Source organism: Crossiella sp. CA198, assembly GCF_052078295.1.
GTDB lineage: Bacteria > Actinomycetota > Actinomycetes > Mycobacteriales > Pseudonocardiaceae > Crossiella.
The window spans coordinates 22,905-41,140 of record NZ_JBQJIM010000028.1 but is presented as its reverse complement, the minus strand read 5'-3'; the positions used below and the strand labels follow the sequence as shown (position 1 = coordinate 41,140).

The following is an 18,236-nucleotide window of genomic DNA, read 5'->3' as shown; positions in this document are numbered from 1 at the left end:
CGCCCGGTTGGCCCAAGTTGGCGTACCGGTTGGCCCAAGTCGGGCGGGAGAGGGTCAGTGGGCGAGCTGGTCCAAGGCTGGCTGGTGGAGTAGGCCGTTGCTGGTTAGGACGCTGCCGCCGGTGTAGTCGGGTTTGCCGGACAGGTCGGTGAAGCGGCCGCCTGCCTCCTCGACCAGGACCTGGGCCGCGGCCACGTCCCAGGGGTTCACGATGGCCTCGGCGGCCAGGTCGATGACACCCTCGGCGACCAGGCAGTGCTGCCAGAAGTCGCCGAAGGCCCGGTTCTCCCAGCAGGCGTCGACCAGCCGCAGGTAGGCATCCCGGGAGTGATATTCCACCCAGGAGCCCAGGTGCGTCGTGGACAGGTAGGCATCGGCCAGCTCGCGCACGCCGGAGACGGCCAGCCGCTGCGGTTCGCCACCGGTGGGCGCGGCCCAGGCCCCGGCGCCGCGAGCCGCCCACCAGCGGCGATGCAGGGCGGGGGCGCTGATCACGCCGAGGACCGGGCGGCCGTCCTCGACCAGGGCGATCAGGGTGGCGTAGGCGGGCACGCCGCGCAGGAAGTTCTTGGTGCCGTCGATCGGGTCCAGCACCCAGACCCGGCCCGCGCCGGAGTCGGTGCCGCCGCGTTCCTCGCCCGCGACCTCATCGTCCGGTCGTTCGGCGGTCAGCACGGTCCGGATGGCGTCCTCGACGGCCAGGTCGGCGTCGGTGACGGGGGTTCGGTCGGGCTTGCGCTCGACCACCAGGTCGCGGGCGCGGAAGCGGTCCAGGGTGATCGAGTCGGCGGTGTCGGCCAGGCGCAGCGCGAGATCAAGATCCGCGGAATACGTGGTCACGTCCAGCAGCCTAGGCTGGTGCCGTGAGTGTGGTGCTGCTGGCTGAGGACGACCCCGCGATCGCCGACCCGTTGTCCCGCGCGTTACAGCGCGAGGGCTACTCGGTGCACGTGGTCGCGGACGGGGTCAGCGCGCTGGAGGCGGCCAGCAACGGCGAGGTCGACCTGCTGGTGCTGGACCTGGGCCTGCCCCGGCTGGACGGCCTGGAGGTCTGCCGCAGGCTGCGGGCGAACGGGCGGGGCATCCCGGTGCTCATGCTCACCGCCCGCGCCGACGAGGTGGACTTCGTGGTCGGTCTGGACGCCGGGGCCGATGACTACGTGGCCAAACCGTTCCGGCTGGCCGAGCTGATGGCCCGGATCCGGGCCCTGCTGCGCCGACGCTCGCCGGGCACGCTGGAGGCCAGCGGCGTCCGGCTGGACCTGGCCGCGCGCCGGGTGCTGGTCGACGGGCACGAGGTCACCCTGGCCAACAAGGAGTTCGAGCTGCTGCGGGTGCTGATGCAGCGGGCCGGGCAGGTGGTCAGCAGGGACGAGATCCTGGAAGAGGTCTGGAACGACCCCGAACTGCGCGGCAGCAAGACCCTGGACATGCACATCTCCTGGCTGCGCCGCAAGATCGGGGACACCCAGGGTGGCAACACCGAACGCCGGATCGCCACCGTGCGCGGCGTCGGCTTCCGGTTCAACAGCGATTAGGTCGTGAGGAGGGGTGCCGGTGCGTCGCCGAATCCTCCAGTCCACCCTGCTGGCGGTGGCGGTGACCGGGGTCGCCCTCGGGCTGCCGCTGGGATACACGGCGCTGACCGTGGTGCACGACGTGACCCACCGGGACCTGGCCAACCGGGCCAGGCAGATCGCCGCGGTGCTGGACAACCAGCTCGCCGAGCGCAGGCAGATCGACATGTCCGCGGTGGACGTGCTGCGGCCGGAGGGCGGGCAGGTCAGGGTCACCGGGCTCTCCTCCGGCGACCGGACACTGGGCGGCAGTCCCGCGCCGGATGAGATGAGCGAATCGGTGCCGATGGCCCAGCACGGCCAGGTGACGGTTGCCGCCAGCGCCGCGCCGCTGCGCACCGACCAGCTGGAGGTCGCCGGGGTGGTGGCCCTGCTGGTGGTGCTCTCGGTCGGCATCGGCGCGACCGTGGCCACGGTGACCGCGCGGCGGCTGGCCGAGCCGCTGCGGCACGTCGCCGACCGGGCCGCCCGGCTGGGCGCCGGTGACTTCCGGCCCGATCCGCGGCGCTACCGGATAAACGAACTGGACAAGCTGGCCGAGGCACTGGACACCTCGGCCTCGGCACTGGCCCAGCTGCTGCAACGGGAGCGGGAGCTGATCGGCGATGTCTCGCACCAGCTGCGCAGCAGGCTGACCGCGATGCAGCTGCGGCTGGAATCGCTGGCCATGCACGCCGAGGAGGCCACCGCCGAGGACGCCAACGCGGCACTGGAGCAGTCCGAACGCCTGTCCACGGTGCTGGACGAGCTGCTGGCCGCCGCGCACGCGGCCCGCGCGGTGGACGCCGAACCGGTGGACCTGGCCTCGCAGTTGCCGATCATGGTCCAGGAGTGGCGGGCCTCGCTGCGCCAGCACGGCCGCGCGCTGCGGCTGCGCGCGCCCAACGGGCTGCTGGCCAGGGCCACCCCGTCCCGGCTGCGCGAAACCCTGGGCGTGCTGCTGGACAACGCGTTGCGGCACGGCGGCGGCACCGTGCACGTGAGCGCCCGGCGCGGCGACGCGATGATCGTGGTGGAGGTCACCGACGGCGGTGGCGGGGTGCCGGAGGACCTGGCCGCGCACATCTTCGAGCGCGGCGTCTCCGGCGGCGGCTCGACCGGCGTGGGCCTGGCGCTGGCCAGGGCGCTGGTGGAGGCCGACGGCGGTCGGCTGGAACTGTCCGTGCCGCGCACGGCCACCTTCAGCATCTTCCTGCCGGTGCCGCGTGCCGACGACGTGCCCGACCTGCGCTGGCCGACCGAGGCCAGCCCGCGCTGACGGTCAGGAGTGGCCGAGCTGCTCTTCGTCCTCATCGGTGCGCTTGGGCGTGCTCCGCCGGGCCTTGCCATTGCCGTTGGCCGCGCCAGTGCCGTTGGTCGCGGTCCCGTTCGCGCTGCCGTTGATCTCGTGGTCGGTGAGCACCGGCTCGCCCACCCGGTAGGTCTTGTGCGGGCGCACGCCCTCCTCCGGGAAGACGAACTTCCGGAAGGCCCACCAGCGGAACAGCATGCCGATCAGCACGCCGCCGATCTGGCCGATGAAGAAGTCGCCCAGCTCCTGGGAGAGCAGGCTCACGTCCGGGTAGCGCAGGTCCAGCACGTACCGGGAGAAGGCCAGCGGGGCCGTGTAGATGCCCACCGCGATACCGCTGACCAGGAAGTACAGCGCCGCTTCGTGCTGCTTCTCGCGGCCGCCGCGGGTGCGGAAGGACCACTCCCGGTTGAGCACGTAGGAGACGATGGTCGCCATCAGCACCGCGATGCCCTTGGCGATCAGCGGCTTGGCCTCCAGCACGGTCAGCTTGAGGCCGTAGAAGATGCCGCTGTCGATGAGGAAGGTCGTTCCGCCCACCAGGGCGAACTTCAGCAGCTCACGGTGCTTGAGCAGGTGCCGCCGCAGGCCCTGCGGCAGCAATCCGAGCACGGTTTCCACAACGGCCACTCCGGCAGTCTACGGATTCCGTTCACCCGGTTGGCCTCAGCGCAGCGGAACGGACCGCTCCTCCGCGCTGGCCAGGCGCTTCTCCGCGCGGGCCGAGTGAATGATGGTGTGCACCTCGGGCTTGCTCGGCGCTGCGGCCTTCGGGGCGAGGAAGACGAACTTCCGGAAGGCCCAGTAGCGGAACACCATCGCCAGCAGGGTGCCCAGGATCAGGCCGCTGAGGAAGTCCGACATCTCCTGCACGGCCCAGCTGACGTGCGGCTCCTCCAGGAACAGCGCGTACCGGGCCACCCACATCGGCGCCGAGCTGATCACCACGCCGACGCCGCTGATCAGGAAGTACAGCGCGGCCTCGTGGTGGCGCTCGCGGCCGCCGCGGGTGCGGAAGGACCACTCCCGGTTGAGCACGTAGCCGACCACGGTGGCCACGATCACGCCGATCGCCCGCGCGGTCACCGGCTTGGTGTCCAGGATCGTCCACTTCAGGCTGTACATCACCACGGTGTCGACCAGGAAGGTCGCGCTGCCGACCACGGCGAAGCGGAACATCTCCCGGTTCTGCCGAATCCAGTCGCGGTATCGCGGGGGCAACTTGGCGAACACGGCTTCGGCTGCGAACACCCGGGCGAGTGTAGAGATCGACGATCACACCCCCCGATCGGCCCGTGCCTTATTCACCAACTACCGGCCGGGTTTGCCGGGTTTGTCAGAGACACTCCCGGCCGACACTCCCGATCAGCATTCCGGCAGCAGCCAGGACAGCCACGGCGGCAGCGTCGGCTTACACGTTGTCGGCGGCGGCGGCGCGGAGGTCGTGGTGCGGGCCGGAGAGGTCGGTTTGGGTGGCTGCACCGGCTTGGTCGACGGCGGCGCGGCGGGCGGTGGCTGGGTGCTCGGCTGCTCGGAGTTGCCCGGCTCCCGGCCGCTCGTGGTCGGCTTCCGGCTGCCCGGCGTGGTCGGCTTCACCGGCGTCGTGGTCGTGGTCGGCGGCGTGGTGGTGCCGGGCACCGGCGGGTTCGGCGGGCGGTCCGGGTCGACCGGGCCCGGGTGCTCGCGGATGTGGATGGGCACCGTGATCGCGGCCTGCGCCTCGCCGAGGGTGCCGCTGACCTGCGCCTCGTCCTTGATCACGCCGAGCGAGGTGAGCCAGGTCCGGAACACCACCCGCTCGCCGGGCTTGAGCCTGCCGGTGCAGGTCACCACGTTGCCGTGGCCCTTGCAGTGCTTGGTCCAGGCGAAGGACACGGTGCGCTCGGGCAGCGTGATGGTCACCGCCAGCGGCGCCTCCCTGGTGCCCCGGTTGATCGCGGTGACATCCATCCGGATCGGCCACCACCAGCCGTGGTGCCAGGTCTCCGCGCGCAGTTCCAGGGCGTCGTTCTGCTTGACCCGCACGGTCACCTCGGACAGCGACAGGCTGATGGCCGTGCCCGCGTTCACGTTGCCGGTGATCCGCCCCGGCTGCACGTCCGGCCCGGCGCTGAGCCGGAACCCGAAGGTCACCGACTCACCGGGTTCCAGCCCGCGGCCGGTCACACAGGAGATCCGGCCCGGACCGCTCTGACAGCTGATCCCGATGGCCTTGACGGCCTGGGCGAGCACGCCGGTGCGGGCGAAACGCTGCCCAGCGCCGGGCACCTCGGCCAGCACGCCCGGCGGCAGGTTCAGCGCCGCGGTGACCGGCTCGGACACCCCGTTGCCACTGTTGCGCACGGTCACCGGCAGGTCGACCGGGGCGCCACCGGGGGTGAGCTGCACCGGCTCGCTGGGCGCGGAGGCGGACAGCGAGGGGGTCGGCGCGGGCGGCGGGGGAGTGGTCGTCGGCGGCGGCGGGGGTGGCGGCGGCGGTGGCTGGCTGGGCTGGGTGCTGGGTGGTGGCTGTGCCGGTGGAGGTGGCTGCGGGCTCGGTGGCGGGGGCTTGGGGGTTGGCTGGGCCGGGCTGGGCACCACCACCGAACTGCTCGGCGGCGGGGCGGCCACCGGCGGGTTCTGCGGGGACTCGCCCGCGGCCAGCGCGACCGCGACCGCGGCCACCACGGCCGCCGCCGAGGCCCCGGTGGCCAGGAACTGCCTGGGCACCGAACTGGCCGCACCGGCCATGCCACCCGCGCCGCCAGCCGCGGCGCCCGCGGTGACCGCGACCGCGGCCACGCCTGCCGCCTTGGCCGCGGTGGCCGAGAGCGCCAGGTAGGCGGTGACCGCGCCGCCGAGCACCAGCGGGGCGATGAACACCCGCATGGCCCCGTTCACATCGTGCAGCTCCGCGGCCAGCGCCCGGCAGTGCGCGCAGGTGTCCAGGTGCACCTCGACCTGCGCGGTCTCCCGCTTGGACAGGCCGTCGCGGGTCCAAGCGCCGAGCCGGTCCACGGTGGCCCGGCACTGCTCCTCGGCCACCGAGTCCAGGTGCACCTGCAGGTAGGCCTGGCGCAGGCCCTCGCGGGCCCGGTAGGCCAGTGCGGAGACGCCGTTGGCGGTCAGCCCCAGGATCGGCGCGATCTCGGCGGGGGACTGCTGTTCGACCTCGGTGTGCCACAGCACGGCCTGCCAGCGCTCGGGCAGCCGGGCGAAGGCCTTGGCGGCGAGGGTCTTCTCCAGCCCGGCGACCGCGGTGTCGGTGAAGGGCACGCCGGAGTCGAAGGCGGCCACATCGTCGGAGACCTGGACCTTCTTCTCCCGGCGGGACCGGTCGTAGGCGTTGTGCCGCAACGCGGTCAGCAGGTAGGCGCGGAAGGCCGCGTCCGGGCCCTTGCCTGCCCGCAGCGTGTCCAGGACCTTGGCGAAGGCATCCGACACCAGGTCGTCGGCCTCGCCCGGCGAGCGGGACATCTGGCGGGCCAGGTTGTAGGCCGCCGACACGTGCCGTTCGTACAGCAGGGCGTAGGAGTCCATCGAACCCGAGTGCACCGAGTCGATCAGCTCCGCGTCGCTGGGACCCTGGATCTCGTCCTGAACTGTTGCCACGCCCGTCCTCCATGTGTGGCGCACGACATCGCACCGGCTGTTCCGATATCGCCCACCTGGTGTGCTCGCTCAGTGTGACGGAACGGTTTGTGCTTCGTCACCTCGAACGGCGTCACGAAGAGGTGTCTGGCGCGTCACCGCATCGGAGCAGAACCAGGGGCCTTTCGAGAAGGAGACCGATCGAGCGTGAGTGTGCGTGAGGTGGCGCCCCGGCCCAGCCGCGGTGGCAGCGACGCGGACCTGCGTGCATTGCGCTCGCGGTGGCGGACCGCGAGCCTGGCCGCCGGCTGGCCGTTCCCCGCTGACTGGACCCTGCCCGAGGTGGACGCGGTCTGCCGGGCCGTGGTCGAGCCGGGGGATGTGGCATCCGCGCTGATCAGGCTGGGGCACCGGCGGGCGGAGGCCGGGGCCAGCCTGGCCGAGACGCTGCAGGATCTGGCCGCGCTGCACGCGGTGCTGGAGGCCCCGGACGGCCGGGACGGCATCGTCTCCGCCGACCCGGACGCGGTGCCGGCGCGACTGCTGCGGGTGGTCGCGCTGGGCTGGGCCGAGGAGATGTCCGGCCGGGTCACCTCGGCCGAGGCCACCGACGGGCTCACCGGCCTCGCCACCGCCTCCTACCTGCGCACACGGCTGCGCGAGGTCTACCACGAGGCCACCGCGGCGGGGGAGCGGACCGAGGACCGGCACGTGCTGGCCATGGTCGGCATCGACCTGAGTCAGGCCACCGGCTGGTCCCGGGTGGTGGCCATGGTGCTGGTCGCCGACGTGCTACGCCTGGTGTTCAACCGGGGCGAGACTCTGGCGGTCGTGGGTCCCTCGGTCGGAGCAGTGCTCACCCGGCGTGATCAAAGATTGCCTTTGCGACTGGCCACCGCCCGCTGGTTGGTGGAGCAACGGTTGGCGGCCGACCCGGATCTGGAGGGCAACGTGCCGCTGCGGGTGTGGCTGGAGGCGCTGCCGCCCACCCATCAGGCCGCCTGCGACCTCGTCAACGACCTCGGTCGCGGCTGACCTGCGCCGCTGCACTAGGCTGACCTGCCCGTGGACCCCCGAACCGGCACCCCAGTAGTTGGCATGGTCGGCGGCGGACAGCTCGCGCGGATGACTCACCAGGCGGCGATCGCCCTCGGTCAGTCGTTGCGGGTGCTCGCCGTCTCCGAGGCCGATCCCGCCGCGCTTGTCGCGCGGGACGTGCAGATCGGCACGCACACCGATCTTGAGGCCCTGCGTCGCTTCGCCAAGGGCTGCGAGGTGCTGACCTTCGACCATGAGCACGTGCCTGCCGAGCACCTGCACGCCCTGGTCGCCGAGGACGTCACCGTGCACCCCGGCCCGGATGCGCTGATCTACGCCCAGGACAAGCTCAGGATGCGGGTCAAACTGCGTGAGCTGGACGTGCCGGTGCCGCCGTTCACCGAGGTCACCGAGGTGGCGCAGGTGCTGCGCTTCGGCGCCGAGCACGGCTGGCCGTGCGTGCTCAAGGCCGTCCGCGGCGGCTACGACGGGCGCGGCGTGTGGATGCTCAACACCCCGCAGAGCGCCGAGCGCACCGTGCCCGAACTGCTGGCCGCGGGCACCCCGCTGATGGTCGAGCAGTGCGTGCCGATGCGCCGCGAGCTGGCCGCGCTGATCGCGCGCTCGCCGTTCGGCCAGGGCGCGGCCTGGCCGGTGGTGCAGACCGTGCAGTCCGACGGCATCTGCGTCGAGGTGCTCGCCCCCGCCCCAGACCTGTCCGAGGCACTGGCCCAGCAGGCCCAGGAGCTGGCGCTGCGGATCGCGGCCGAGCTGGGCGTGGTCGGCGTGCTCGCGGTGGAGCTGTTCGAGACCGCGGACGGCGTGCTGGTCAACGAGCTGGCCATGCGCCCGCACAACTCCGGCCACTGGACCATGGACGGGGCAGGCACCTCCCAGTTCGAGCAGCACGTGCGTGCCGTGCTGGACTACCCGCTGGGCCTGACCGATCTGAAGGCCCCCGCGGTGGTGATGGCCAACGTGCTGGGCGCCCCCGCGCCGCCGAAGATGGGCGTGGACGAGCGGATCCACCACCTGTTCGCCCGGTTCCCGGAGGCGCGGGTGCACCTCTACGGCAAGGCGGAGCGGCCCGGTCGCAAGGTCGGGCACGTCAACGTGCTCGGCCAGGACCTGGCCGAGACGCGCAGGCGGGCCACGCTGGCCGCGCACTGGCTCGCCCACGGCGAGTGGACCGACGGATACGACGTGCACGGAGGGAACTGACGTGGCACCGCAGGTTGGCGTGATCATGGGAAGCGATTCGGACTGGCCGGTCATGCAGGCCGCCGCCGAGGCGCTCACCGAGTTCGAGGTGGCCCATGAGATCAGCGTCGTCTCGGCGCACCGCACCCCGCAGCGCATGCTCGACTACGCCCGCGACGCGGCGGGCCGCGGCCTCAAGGTGATCATCGCGGGCGCCGGCGGCGCGGCGCACCTGCCCGGCATGGTCGCCTCGGCCACCGCACTGCCGGTGATCGGCGTGCCGGTGCCGCTGAAGTACCTGGACGGCATGGACTCGCTGCTCTCCATCGTGCAGATGCCCGCTGGCATCCCGGTGGCCACCGTGTCGGTGGCCGGCGCGCGCAACGCGGGCCTGCTCGCGGTGCGCATCCTGGCCTCGCACGACGAGTCGCTGCGGGTCCGGGTGGAGAAGTTCCAGGCCGACCTGGAGGCCATGGTGCTGGACAAGGACGCCAAGCTGCGGGAGCGGATCGCCCAGGGCTGAACCGCTCAGGGTTCGTAGGTGGCGAACTCCGTCAGCAGGGCCTCCTGCTGACGGAGTGCGGCCGAGGCGGCGTCGCCGCGTTCCACCGCCACCGCCGTGGCCAGCGCCTGCACCAGGCTGGTCAGCGCGGTCACCGAGCGCAGCAGTCCGGCCCCGGCCATATCGGCCAGGAACACCGCGTCGGCCAGCCCGGCCAGCGGTGAGGCGGCGGTGTCGGTGAAGGCCACCGTGGTGGCGCCGACGGCCTTGGCGTGCCGGACCGCGCGCACCGTGTCCGCGGCGTAGCGGCGCAGCGAGACCGCGATGAAGACGTCCCGGGGGTCCAGCCGCCGCAGTTTGTCGGTGAGCGTGCCCGGCCCGGGGGTGACCAGCGTGACGTCCTGGCACACCAGGTCCAGCTGGTAACCCAGCAGGTAGGCCACGGTGTGCGATTTGCGCAGCCCCATCACGTGCACCCGCCGGGCCCGCGCGATCGAGCCCACCGCCAGCCGCCAGGCCGCCGGATCGACCTGGGCGAAGGTGCGGGCCAGGTTCTGCCGGTCCAGCTCGGCCGCGCGTTCCAGCACGCTGTCCCCGTCCAGCGCGTCGAACCGGCGGACCAGCTGGGCCTGCCCGGACAGGTGCGCCCGGCACAGCTTCACCAGCGCCGGATAGCCGGAAAGCCCGCACCGCTGGGCGAAGCGCACCACGGTCCCCTCGGTCACCCCCACCGCCCCGGCCAGCTCGGCCGCGGTCTGGAAGGCCACCCCCTCGGGGTCGGCGAGCACCCGCTCGGCCAGCGTGCGCTGGGCCGGGCTCAGCTCGGCGGTGCGCAGCAGGGAGGTCAGTTCAGCGAAGGTCTCCATGGCCCTTTCCGGTCAGTTCCGCGACGGCCGTGCCCAGCCGCGCCAGTGCTTCGGCGATCCAGGGCAGCCGCGCCGGATCGGTGCTGCGCAACGCGGTCCAGCGCTGCTCGTCGGTGTCGCCGTAGAGCAGGCTGGTGGCCAGCCGGAACCGCAGCCCCCGCGGGTCGTCGCCGAAGGCCGAGCCGGGCAGCACCCCGATCCGGTAGCGCGCCAACAGGAGTTCGGCCAGATCAGTCGCGGTACTTGCTTTCCCGCGTGCCGCTTCCAGATCCGGGTACAGGTAGAAACCTCCGCCCGGCGCCGGAGCGCTCGCCCCCGCCGCGAGCACCGTGTCGTAGGCCGCGCGCACCACCGCCCGGTGCAGCCCCAGCCCGGCCGCGACAAAGGCCCGCACCGGTGCCGGCTCCGCCAGCACGTAGGCCGCCGCGACCTGCACCGGCGTGCTCGGGTTCGACCAGATCTCACTGGCCACCCCGATCAGCGCGGCGGTCAGTTCCGCCTTCGGCAGCCGGCAGACCCCGAGCCGCCAGCCGCCCAGCGCGGTCGCCTTGCTCAGCCCGGTGGTCACCACGGTCCGCTCCGGGATGATCTCCGCCGGGCTGAGCACCGAGCCCGGCTCGTGCGCGAGATCCCGGTAGATCTCATCGGAGATCACCATCAGCCCGTGCTCGGCGGCGATCTCGCACACCGCCCGGATCGTCCCGGCCCCGGCCAGCGCCCCGGTCGGGTTGTCCGGCAACGTCAGCACCAGCACGCCGGGCCGCAGCCCGCGCGCCCGCGCCGCTGCCAGGGCCGGTCCCAGCAACGCCGGATCCGGCACCCCGCCCGAGCCCTCGGGCACCGGCACCCACACGACTTCCTTGCCCAGCAACGAAGCCTGCGCCGCGTAGCTCACCCAGCTCGGCCGCGGCAGCACCACATCGCCGGGCAGCACCGACAGCAGCGCGTGCAACAGCGGTTTGCTGCCCGGCCCGGCCACGACCTGGCCGGGTTCGGTGGGCAGACCGCGGCGGTCGAAGTACCCGGCCGCAGCGGCGCGGAGTTCGGGGATGCCCGCGGTGGGGCCGTAGGAGTTGCGCCCGGCGGCCGCGGCGAGTGCGGCGGCGATCTCCGGCGCGACCGGCAACCCGGCCTCCCCGAAGGCCAGGTGGGTGACTGGCACGCCACTGGCGCGCAGGGCCTGGATGCGTTCGTTGGTGGCGAGCGTCGCGGACTGGGTCAGCATGGCCAGCACGCTACAAAGATAGCTGAGGATTCAGTGGATCCTGCAAGTTCCCTTGCATCCAGGGTGGGCGAGGGCACAGGGCGCGCGGGGTGAACGGGGGTTAACATGCTCGACAGCGACGCTGCTACTCGGAGGTAACATACCGTGGACTCGAGCTTCGGCACCTACCAGCTGGCCGAGGAGCATGACGCGCTCCGCGAAGCGGTGCGGGCCTTGGCGGACAAGGAGATCGCGCCCTACGCGGCTGCGGTCGACGAGGACGAGCGCTACCCGATCGAGGCGCACGAAGCCCTGGTGAAGGCCGGTTTCGCCGCCGTGCACGTGCCCGAGGCCTACGACGGCCAGGGCGCCGACTCGGTCGCCACCTGCATCGTCATCGAAGAGGTCGCCCGCGCCTGCGCCTCCTCCTCGCTGATCCCCGCGGTGAACAAGCTCGGCACCATGCCGATCCTGCTGTCGGCCTCGGAAGAGTTGAAGAAGCAGGTCATGCCCAGCATCGCCAGTGGCGAGGCAAGCGCCAGCTACGCGCTGAGCGAGCGCGAGGCCGGTTCGGATGCGGCAGGCATGCGCACCCGCGCCCGCCTGGACGGCGACAACTGGGTCATCAACGGCACCAAGTGCTGGATCACCAACGCGGCCAAGTCCACCTGGTTCACCGTCATGGCGGTCACCGAACCGGGCAAGGGCGCCAACGGCATCTCCGCGTTCGTGGTGCACAAGGACGACCCCGGCTTCGAGGTCGGCCCGAAGGAGCGCAAGCTCGGCATCAAGGGCTCGCCCACCAACGAGATCTACTTCACCGACTGCACCATCCCCGCCGACCGCATCATCGGCGACCCCGGCACCGGCTTCAAAACCGCCCTGCGCACCCTGGACCACACCCGCCCGACCATCGGCGCCCAGGCCGTCGGCATCGCCCAGGGCGCCTTGGACGCGGCACTGGGTTATGTCAAGGAGCGCAAGCAGTTCGGCAAGTCCATCAGCGACTTCCAGGGCGTCCAGTTCATGCTCGCCGACATGGCCATGAAGGTCGAAGCCGCCCGCCACATGGTCTACGTCGCCGCCGCCCGCGCCGAACGCGGCGAACCCAACCTCGGCTTCATCTCCGCCGCCGCCAAGTGCTTCGCCAGCGACGTCGCCATGGAGGTCACCACCGACGCGGTCCAGCTCTTCGGCGGCGCGGGCTACACCAGGGACTTCCCGGTGGAGCGGATGATGCGCGACGCCAAGATCACCCAGATCTACGAGGGCACCAACCAGATCCAGCGGGTGGTCATGTCCCGCGCCCTGCTCAAGGGCTGAGTGGTTCAAGGGCTAAGCGGTCAGTAGCCGCCTGGGTGTTGGGACAGCCAGGCGGCGTGCCGGTCGCGTAGTGCGTCGCGGTCGGCGGTGCTGGGCAGGAAGATGTCCTGGCCGCCGTCGTAGGGGTGGTGCAGGCGGGTCAGGTCCAGGCTCATGATCAGCACTCCGGCGGTGCGGTCGTCGGCCACCGCGCGCAGCAGTTCGTCCAGGCAGCCCGGTCGCCAGGACACCCGGCTCAGGTAGAGGTGGGTGTAGGCGAGGTACTCGGGGTCGTCGTCGGTGCGGACCGAGGTCCAGTGTTCGGCGGCCGGGTGCCAGGCGGCGTGGTCGGTGGGGCGCGGGTCCGGGTCGGGGCGGTCGTTCCAGTCCGGGGTGAGCAGGTAGACGTCCTCGTCGGCGAACAGTTCGTCGAGCACGGTGTTGTAGCGGTGCAACAGGATCCGGTACTCGGCCTCGGTGTCGGCGTAGCGCTGGGACTCCGGCAGGCTGTGGAAGCGGACCCAGCGGTCGCGGTGCGGGCCGCGCAGGTCGTGGCCGATCGGGTCGCAGGGGTGCCACTGCCGGTGCCAGCGCTGGAGCAGGTCCTCGGGGATGGTCACAGTGCCGCCAGCCAGGCCAGGTACCAGTCGTGGAAGTTCGCGGCGGAGCCCTCGCCGGAGTCCTGGTCGAGCCAGATCCGGCCGCGGGACGGGCCGGTGAGCACCAGGTGGTGGTAGTGGCCGCAGCCGATCTCGGCGATTTCCAGGGTGCCGGTGGAGCTGGGCTCGGTGTCGGCCAGGGGGTAGACGCCGTAGTCGGGGCCCGCGCCGCCGTTGCCGACCTGGAGCAGGAAGGTGCGGTAGTCCTCGGGCAGGGTGATTCCGTGCTGGGCCTCGAAATCGGCCACGGCTGCCTCGGACAGGACCGGGTGCAACGCGTAGTCGCGCGCCGGGTTCTCGGCCGCCGCGGTGGCCAGGGTGGCGCGGATGTGCTTGGCGTTCCAGGTGGTCATGGGGTGGCCTGTCGGTGGTCGGTGGTCGGTGGTGTGGTTGGCCGGACAGGTCAGGTGTCAGTTGCGGAGGTCGCCGGGGCTGACCTGGCGCGGTAGGCCGTGGGCAGGTGGATGCCGGGGCGGTGCTTGGAGTCCTGGATCTCCGGCTTGGGCCGGGGTGGCCGGGGGCGAGTGGATCTCTTCGGCGTGCCGGGTGGTCATGGGTTGGCCCGTACCAGTCCGTTCTCGTAGGCGATGATCACCAACTGGGCCCGGTCGCGGGCGTGCAGTTTGGCCAGCAGGCGGCCGACGTAAGTCTTCACCGTGGCCAGGCTCAGGTGCAGCTCGATTGCGATCTCGTCGTTGGCGTGGCCGCGTGCGATCAGGGTCAGGACCTGCTGTTCGCGGTCGGTGATGCCGGTGAGTGGGCGGGCAGGCACCGTGGTGGGGGCGGGTCCTCGGGTGAACTCCTCGATCAGGCGGCGGGTGACGGTGGGGGCGAGCAGGGATTCGCCTGCCGCGATGACGGTGATCGCCTGCAGCAGGTCCGCGGGCGGGGTGTCCTTGAGCAGGAAGCCCGCGGCGCCCGCGCGCAGGGCGGTGAAGACGGCTGAGTCGTCGTCGAACATGGTGAGGACCAGGACGCGGACCTTCGGGGCCTCGGCGCGCAGGCGGCGGGTGGCCTCGATGCCGTCCAGGACCGGCATGCGCACGTCCATCAGCACCACGTCGGGGCGCAGTTCGACCGCCAGCCGGACCGCCTCCGCGCCGTCGGCCGCCTCGCCGACCACGGACAGGCCGGGCGCGGTCTCCAGCAGCACCCGGAAACTGCCGCGCAGCAACGCCTGGTCGTCGGCGACCAGCACCCGGATGCCGGTCATGGGCGCCGCCGGTGCGGCAGGGTGGCGTGTACCCGGAAGCCGCCGTCCGGGCCAGGGCCCGCGCTGAACTCGCCCTCGTGCAGGGCCACGCGTTCGCGCATGCCGGTCAGGCCGTGGCCACCGGGGCGGGGCTCGCCGCCCGGACCGGTGTCGGTCACCTCGATCGTCACCACCTCCCCAGTGTCGGTGACGCTGACCCGGCAGTCCGCCGGGGCCGCGTGCCGGATCACATTGGTCACCGCCTCCTGCACGATCCGCAGCACGGCCAGCCGCACCGCCTCGGGCAACTCCGCCACCGGCACCGCGGCCTCGATCCGCACCCCGGCACCCCTGGCCTGCTCGAACAGTTCGTCCAGGTCCGGCGGACCTGGGTCCTTCGCACGCAGCACACCGAGCAGCCGCCGGGTCTGGGCGAGGGCCTCCTTGCTGGTCGCCTCGATCACCCGCAGCGCGTCTCTGGTCTCCTCCGGCCGGGTCTCGGCCACGAAGTTGGCCACCGCGGCCTTCACCGCGATCAGCCCCATCCCGTGCGCCACCACGTCGTGCAGCTCCCTGGCGATCCGTAATCGCTCGTCCAGCCGGATCTGCCGGGCCTGCTGGGCGGCCAGCCGGTCCGCCTGCCGTCGCCGCTGCCGCACGGTGTCCCCAGCCAGCCAGGCCAGCAGGGCCAGTCCCGCCGCGACCGGCCCGAACACCCAGCCCAGCGGTAGCCACAACGAGCCGAGCCCGGCCGCTGCCAGGCACAGGGCCAGCACACGCAGCGAGTCCCGCCGTGACCACCGGGTGCTGCCCGTGTAGAGCACCAGCGCCACCGTCACGAACGGATCCCACAGCAGCCCGGTGAGCGCGACCGCCACCGCGATCCCCAGGCATACCAACGGCCATCGCCTGCGCAGGGCGACCGCCGTGCCGGCGAGCAACGCGGCCGCGGTGGCCAGCAGCATGGTCGGCATCTCGTCCGACTGGGCCAGCCACAGGTTCCCGGCCACGCCGAAGTTGGCGGCGGCCAGCAGCAACCCGGCGAGCAGGTCCAGCAGGACCAGGTGGCGGCGTGGGGCAGGTGGGGGCATGGGGAGCACGCTAATCGGCGGCGGGGGATCTGGGATCAGCCCAGGGTGGATCAGACCCAGGTATGACTTGGCGGCCGGAACTGTCCATTGTGGTCCGATCCGCGGCGGCCGCCCGCACGGCACGGTGGAGCCATGACCACGCAGCCCCAACAGTTTCCCGGCCGCTGGCTCGGCGGGATCAGCCTGCTCCTCGGCCCCGTGCTGCTGCTCGCCGGCGTGCTGACCCGCTTCGGCGTGTACTTCTTCTTCCCCGCCCAGCTCGCCGGTTACGCCGCCGAACCGCTACGGCTGACCGTGTCCTACGGCCTGGTCGCGGCCGGCCTGGTGCTGCTGTGCCCGGCCGTGCTCGCGCTGTCCGCGCGGATCGGCAACGCCTGGGGCGCGCTCGGCACCGCCTTCGTGCTGATCGGCCTGTTCGCCCGCATCTTCCACGCAGGCGTCGACCACCTGGCCTTCCGACTGGTCGACGCGCAGCAGTCGGCCGCGGCCACCGAGGTGGTCGCCGCGGGGTACGGCGTGCCGCACGTGTTCAGCGTCACCGCGGCCGCGGCCGTGTTCGGCTGGCCGCTGCTGGCCGTCGGCGCCTACCGGGCCGGGGTGCTCGGGCCGGTAGGCGCGCTGGCGCTGGCGGCCATGGCCGCGTTACCGGTGGGTGTGCTCAAGGGCAGCACGATCTCCTCGGTGGTCGCGGCGGCGGCGTTGTGCCTGGCCCTGCTCCCGCTTGGCGTGCGCGTGCTGCGCACCGGCGGCCTGCCGGACCGCGCGGGCCTGCTCAGGTTCGCCGCGGTGGCCGTCGGCGCGATCGGCCTCGGCTGGCTCTCCACCATGGGCTGACCACCGGAATTAGCGCGGATGTTTCGTCGTGCACCTATTCCGCTAACGTACGAATGCGTTGCCGCGCAAGTATTTCCCCGGACGTGGGATGACCTGACGGAATGACCCTTCTTTCGTAGGGGGTTTCCTGTCTGTTTCCTGTTGGAAAGCGCAATCCCGTAGGTGGTTCCAAGTTGAACCAGTACTTTCGGCGGTACTGGGGAACCTCCGGCGCTGACGGCGGCGCCGGAACTGGAAGGAGTCAAGTCAATGCAGCCACTTCGGGATCTCACCCTGCTGCTGGGGCGGGTCGTCGTCGGCGTGGTGTTCATCTACCACGGCTGGCAGAAGCTCGTCACCGGCGGGATCGACGGGGTTGCGGCAGGTTTCGGGAAGATGGGCATTCCGCTGCCCTCGGTGTCCGCGTGGTTCACCGCGCTGGTCGAACTGGTCGGCGGCGCCGCCTTCATTGTCGGCATTGGTCTGCCGCTGGTCGGCGTGCTGTTCGCGGTCGTGATGGCGGGTGCCGGATTCTTCGTGCACTTCAAGAACGGTTTTGGCCTGCCCGGCGGTTACGAGTACATCCTGACCCTGCTGGCGGCGGGTCTGGCCCTCGGTTTCAACGGCGGCCGCTACTCCCTGGACGCGGTCTTCGGCATCGGTCAGCCCAAACGTTCGCGGCAGACCGTAGACGCCTGATTGCGCGCTCAACCGAAACCCGCTGACGCATCGACGTTCACTCGCTCGTGTGACGGGGAACTCCGGTACCCGGAACTCCCCTCAACGAGCGAAGGAGCCGGAAGATGGTGCGCTCAGCGGGTTTCGCGTTGCTCATCGGCCGCATCGCGGTCGGTCTGGTGTTCATCCTGCACGGCTGGCGCAAGCTGATGACGGACGGGATGGACGTCACCACGGCCAACTTCGGCAAGCTGGGCTTCCCGGCCCCGGAGTTCATGGCCTGGTTCACCGCGCTGGTCGAGCTGATCGGCGGCGCGCTGTTCATCCTCGGGGTGGCCCTGCCGCTGATCGGCGTGCTGCTCGCGATCGTCTCGGTGCTCGGCATCCTGTTCGTCACCGCCAAGAACGGCTTCTGGGCCGGGAACGGCGGCTATGAGTACGAGCTGGTGCTGGCGGGCACCGCGCTGGCACTGGGCTTCGCCGGCGGCGAGGTCAGCGTCGGCGGCTACTACCGCCGACGCCGTCATCCCGTTGCCGCCTAACGAAGTTCGCGGGTGATCTTCTCGGTTTCCTTGCGGGCGGCGAGTTTGCCCTCGTCCAGGTTGACGCACTGGACCAGCGAGCCGCCGCCCGCGAGCACCGCGAGCAACCCGTCCACGACACCCGCGTTCGTGTTCCAGTCCACAGTGGACAGGATCCGGTCGTCGGCGTCGAAGCCGAGTTCGGCCGCCCGCTTGGCCGCCAGGTCCAGCAGTTCGTCCACAGTGGACTCACCAAGGGCCGGAGTGTCGCCGGGCACCGGCTCGTGCGGCAGGAAGTCATCGCCGTGCACCCTGGCCTCGGAGATGTAGTCCAGCACGCCGGGCGGCGTGCTGGACAGCCCGCGGCCCATCGGGTCCAGCGAGGCCACCGCGACTGTGCGCGCGCCCGGCGCGTCCCCGCCGGGCGCGGTGAAGCACACCTCGGCGCCTGCCGGATCGAAGCGCACGCTCGCCCCGCACCACCACGAGCCCAGTAGCACCCCGACGGTCTGCCAGTGCGTGGGCAGCAGCACCCCGACCGGGGTGCCCGCCTCCACATCCAGCTCATCGCGCAGCCAGTTGGCGGTCTTGCTGGCCCAGTTGGCCATGGTGGCCCTGGACAGCTCGATCCGGACGCCGGTCGCGTCGTCGTAGTAGGTGATCAGCGGCCGCGCCGGGTCGGCACGCAGCAGCGGGCGGAACAGCTTCTCGGTGATGCTCATCTGGGCCCCA

Annotated in this window: 20 protein-coding genes; 9 read left to right on the top strand and 11 right to left on the bottom strand. The window is 71.7% G+C overall.

Going from position 1 to position 18,236, the window contains the following annotated elements:
• Positions 1–54: 54 nt before the first annotated feature.
• Positions 55–846 (bottom strand): histidinol-phosphatase, encoded by a 792-nt coding sequence (hisN, locus tag ACTOWY_RS36675; RefSeq protein WP_441314251.1) that lies wholly within the window; start codon positions 844–846, stop codon positions 55–57.
• A 17-nt stretch (positions 847–863) separates the two neighbouring features.
• Here hisN and ACTOWY_RS36670 point away from each other — a divergent pair, with 17 nt between their 5' ends.
• Positions 864–1,538 (top strand): response regulator transcription factor, encoded by a 675-nt coding sequence (locus tag ACTOWY_RS36670; RefSeq protein ID WP_441314181.1) that lies wholly within the window; start codon positions 864–866, stop codon positions 1,536–1,538.
• A gap of 19 nt (positions 1,539–1,557) precedes the next feature.
• Positions 1,558–2,835 (top strand): sensor histidine kinase, encoded by a 1,278-nt coding sequence (locus tag ACTOWY_RS36665; protein ID WP_441314180.1) that lies wholly within the window; start codon positions 1,558–1,560, stop codon positions 2,833–2,835.
• Positions 2,836–2,838: 3 nt separating this feature from the next.
• On the opposite strand, the gene ACTOWY_RS36660 is transcribed toward ACTOWY_RS36665, so the two are convergent.
• The 3 genes from ACTOWY_RS36660 to ACTOWY_RS36650 form a co-directional block, all read right to left on the bottom strand.
• A complete protein-coding gene (locus tag ACTOWY_RS36660; protein ID WP_441314179.1) occupies positions 2,839–3,498 on the bottom strand; it encodes a GtrA family protein in 660 nt (219 codons plus the stop codon).
• 36 nt (positions 3,499–3,534) lie between these two features.
• Positions 3,535–4,119, bottom strand: coding sequence for a GtrA family protein (locus ACTOWY_RS36655; protein WP_441314178.1), 585 nt, complete (start codon positions 4,117–4,119; stop codon positions 3,535–3,537).
• 114 nt (positions 4,120–4,233) lie between these two features.
• Positions 4,234–6,459 (bottom strand): sigma-70 family RNA polymerase sigma factor, encoded by a 2,226-nt coding sequence (locus tag ACTOWY_RS36650; RefSeq protein ID WP_441314177.1) that lies wholly within the window; start codon positions 6,457–6,459, stop codon positions 4,234–4,236.
• A 186-nt stretch (positions 6,460–6,645) separates the two neighbouring features.
• On the opposite strand from ACTOWY_RS36650, the gene ACTOWY_RS36645 reads away from it, so the two are divergent.
• The 3 genes from ACTOWY_RS36645 to purE are packed head-to-tail and all read left to right on the top strand — an operon-like array spanning position 6,646 to position 9,199.
• A complete protein-coding gene (locus tag ACTOWY_RS36645) occupies positions 6,646–7,473 on the top strand; it encodes a GGDEF domain-containing protein (protein WP_247763341.1) in 828 nt (275 codons plus the stop codon).
• A gap of 30 nt (positions 7,474–7,503) precedes the next feature.
• Complete coding sequence (locus ACTOWY_RS36640; RefSeq protein ID WP_441314176.1) at positions 7,504–8,697, top strand: 5-(carboxyamino)imidazole ribonucleotide synthase; 1,194 nt, start codon at positions 7,504–7,506, stop codon at positions 8,695–8,697.
• Position 8,698: 1 nt separating this feature from the next.
• Entirely contained in the window at positions 8,699–9,199 is a 501-nt protein-coding gene (gene purE, locus ACTOWY_RS36635) for a 5-(carboxyamino)imidazole ribonucleotide mutase (RefSeq protein WP_441314175.1), read from the top strand.
• Between the two features lie 5 nt (positions 9,200–9,204).
• Here purE and ACTOWY_RS36630 read toward each other — a convergent pair whose 3' ends face one another.
• Positions 9,205–10,044, bottom strand: coding sequence for a MurR/RpiR family transcriptional regulator (locus ACTOWY_RS36630; RefSeq protein ID WP_441314174.1), 840 nt, complete (start codon positions 10,042–10,044; stop codon positions 9,205–9,207).
• Positions 10,028–11,269 (bottom strand): pyridoxal phosphate-dependent aminotransferase, encoded by a 1,242-nt coding sequence (locus tag ACTOWY_RS36625; protein WP_441314250.1) that lies wholly within the window; start codon positions 11,267–11,269, stop codon positions 10,028–10,030. Before ACTOWY_RS36625 ends, ACTOWY_RS36630 begins: the two co-directional genes overlap by 17 nt.
• Before the next feature lie 144 nt (positions 11,270–11,413).
• On the opposite strand from ACTOWY_RS36625, the gene ACTOWY_RS36620 reads away from it, so the two are divergent.
• Positions 11,414–12,571: an acyl-CoA dehydrogenase family protein gene (locus tag ACTOWY_RS36620; RefSeq protein WP_441314173.1), complete on the top strand. Its 1,158-nt coding sequence runs from the start codon at positions 11,414–11,416 to the stop codon at positions 12,569–12,571.
• Between the two features lie 20 nt (positions 12,572–12,591).
• Here ACTOWY_RS36620 and ACTOWY_RS36615 read toward each other — a convergent pair whose 3' ends face one another.
• The 4 genes from ACTOWY_RS36615 to ACTOWY_RS36600 form a co-directional block, all read right to left on the bottom strand.
• Entirely contained in the window at positions 12,592–13,170 is a 579-nt protein-coding gene (locus tag ACTOWY_RS36615; RefSeq protein ID WP_441314172.1) for a DUF3885 domain-containing protein, read from the bottom strand.
• Positions 13,167–13,562: an SMI1/KNR4 family protein gene (locus ACTOWY_RS36610; RefSeq protein WP_441314171.1), complete on the bottom strand. Its 396-nt coding sequence runs from the start codon at positions 13,560–13,562 to the stop codon at positions 13,167–13,169. The genes ACTOWY_RS36615 and ACTOWY_RS36610 overlap by 4 nt, the downstream gene beginning before the upstream one ends.
• Before the next feature lie 197 nt (positions 13,563–13,759).
• On the bottom strand, positions 13,760–14,422 hold the full coding sequence (locus ACTOWY_RS36605) for a response regulator (RefSeq protein ID WP_441314170.1): 663 nt from the start codon (positions 14,420–14,422) through the stop codon (positions 13,760–13,762).
• Positions 14,419–15,492: a sensor histidine kinase gene (locus ACTOWY_RS36600; protein WP_441314169.1), complete on the bottom strand. Its 1,074-nt coding sequence runs from the start codon at positions 15,490–15,492 to the stop codon at positions 14,419–14,421. Before ACTOWY_RS36600 ends, ACTOWY_RS36605 begins: the two co-directional genes overlap by 4 nt.
• Positions 15,493–15,624: 132 nt before the next feature.
• Here ACTOWY_RS36600 and ACTOWY_RS36595 point away from each other — a divergent pair, with 132 nt between their 5' ends.
• The 3 genes from ACTOWY_RS36595 to ACTOWY_RS36585 all read left to right on the top strand — a co-directional run bounded on the left by ACTOWY_RS36595 (position 15,625) and on the right by ACTOWY_RS36585 (position 17,525).
• The gene (locus tag ACTOWY_RS36595; protein ID WP_441314168.1) at positions 15,625–16,326 is read left to right on the top strand and encodes a hypothetical protein; all 702 of its coding nucleotides are present in this window, start codon (positions 15,625–15,627) and stop codon (positions 16,324–16,326) included.
• Between the two features lie 249 nt (positions 16,327–16,575).
• A complete protein-coding gene (locus ACTOWY_RS36590) occupies positions 16,576–17,004 on the top strand; it encodes a DoxX family protein (RefSeq protein WP_441314167.1) in 429 nt (142 codons plus the stop codon).
• 104 nt (positions 17,005–17,108) lie between these two features.
• Entirely contained in the window at positions 17,109–17,525 is a 417-nt protein-coding gene (locus tag ACTOWY_RS36585) for a DoxX family protein (RefSeq protein ID WP_441314166.1), read from the top strand.
• Here ACTOWY_RS36585 and ACTOWY_RS36580 read toward each other — a convergent pair.
• Complete coding sequence (locus ACTOWY_RS36580; protein WP_441314165.1) at positions 17,522–18,226, bottom strand: TIGR03089 family protein; 705 nt, start codon at positions 18,224–18,226, stop codon at positions 17,522–17,524. The genes ACTOWY_RS36585 and ACTOWY_RS36580 overlap by 4 nt on opposite strands.
• Positions 18,227–18,236 lie beyond the last annotated feature (10 nt).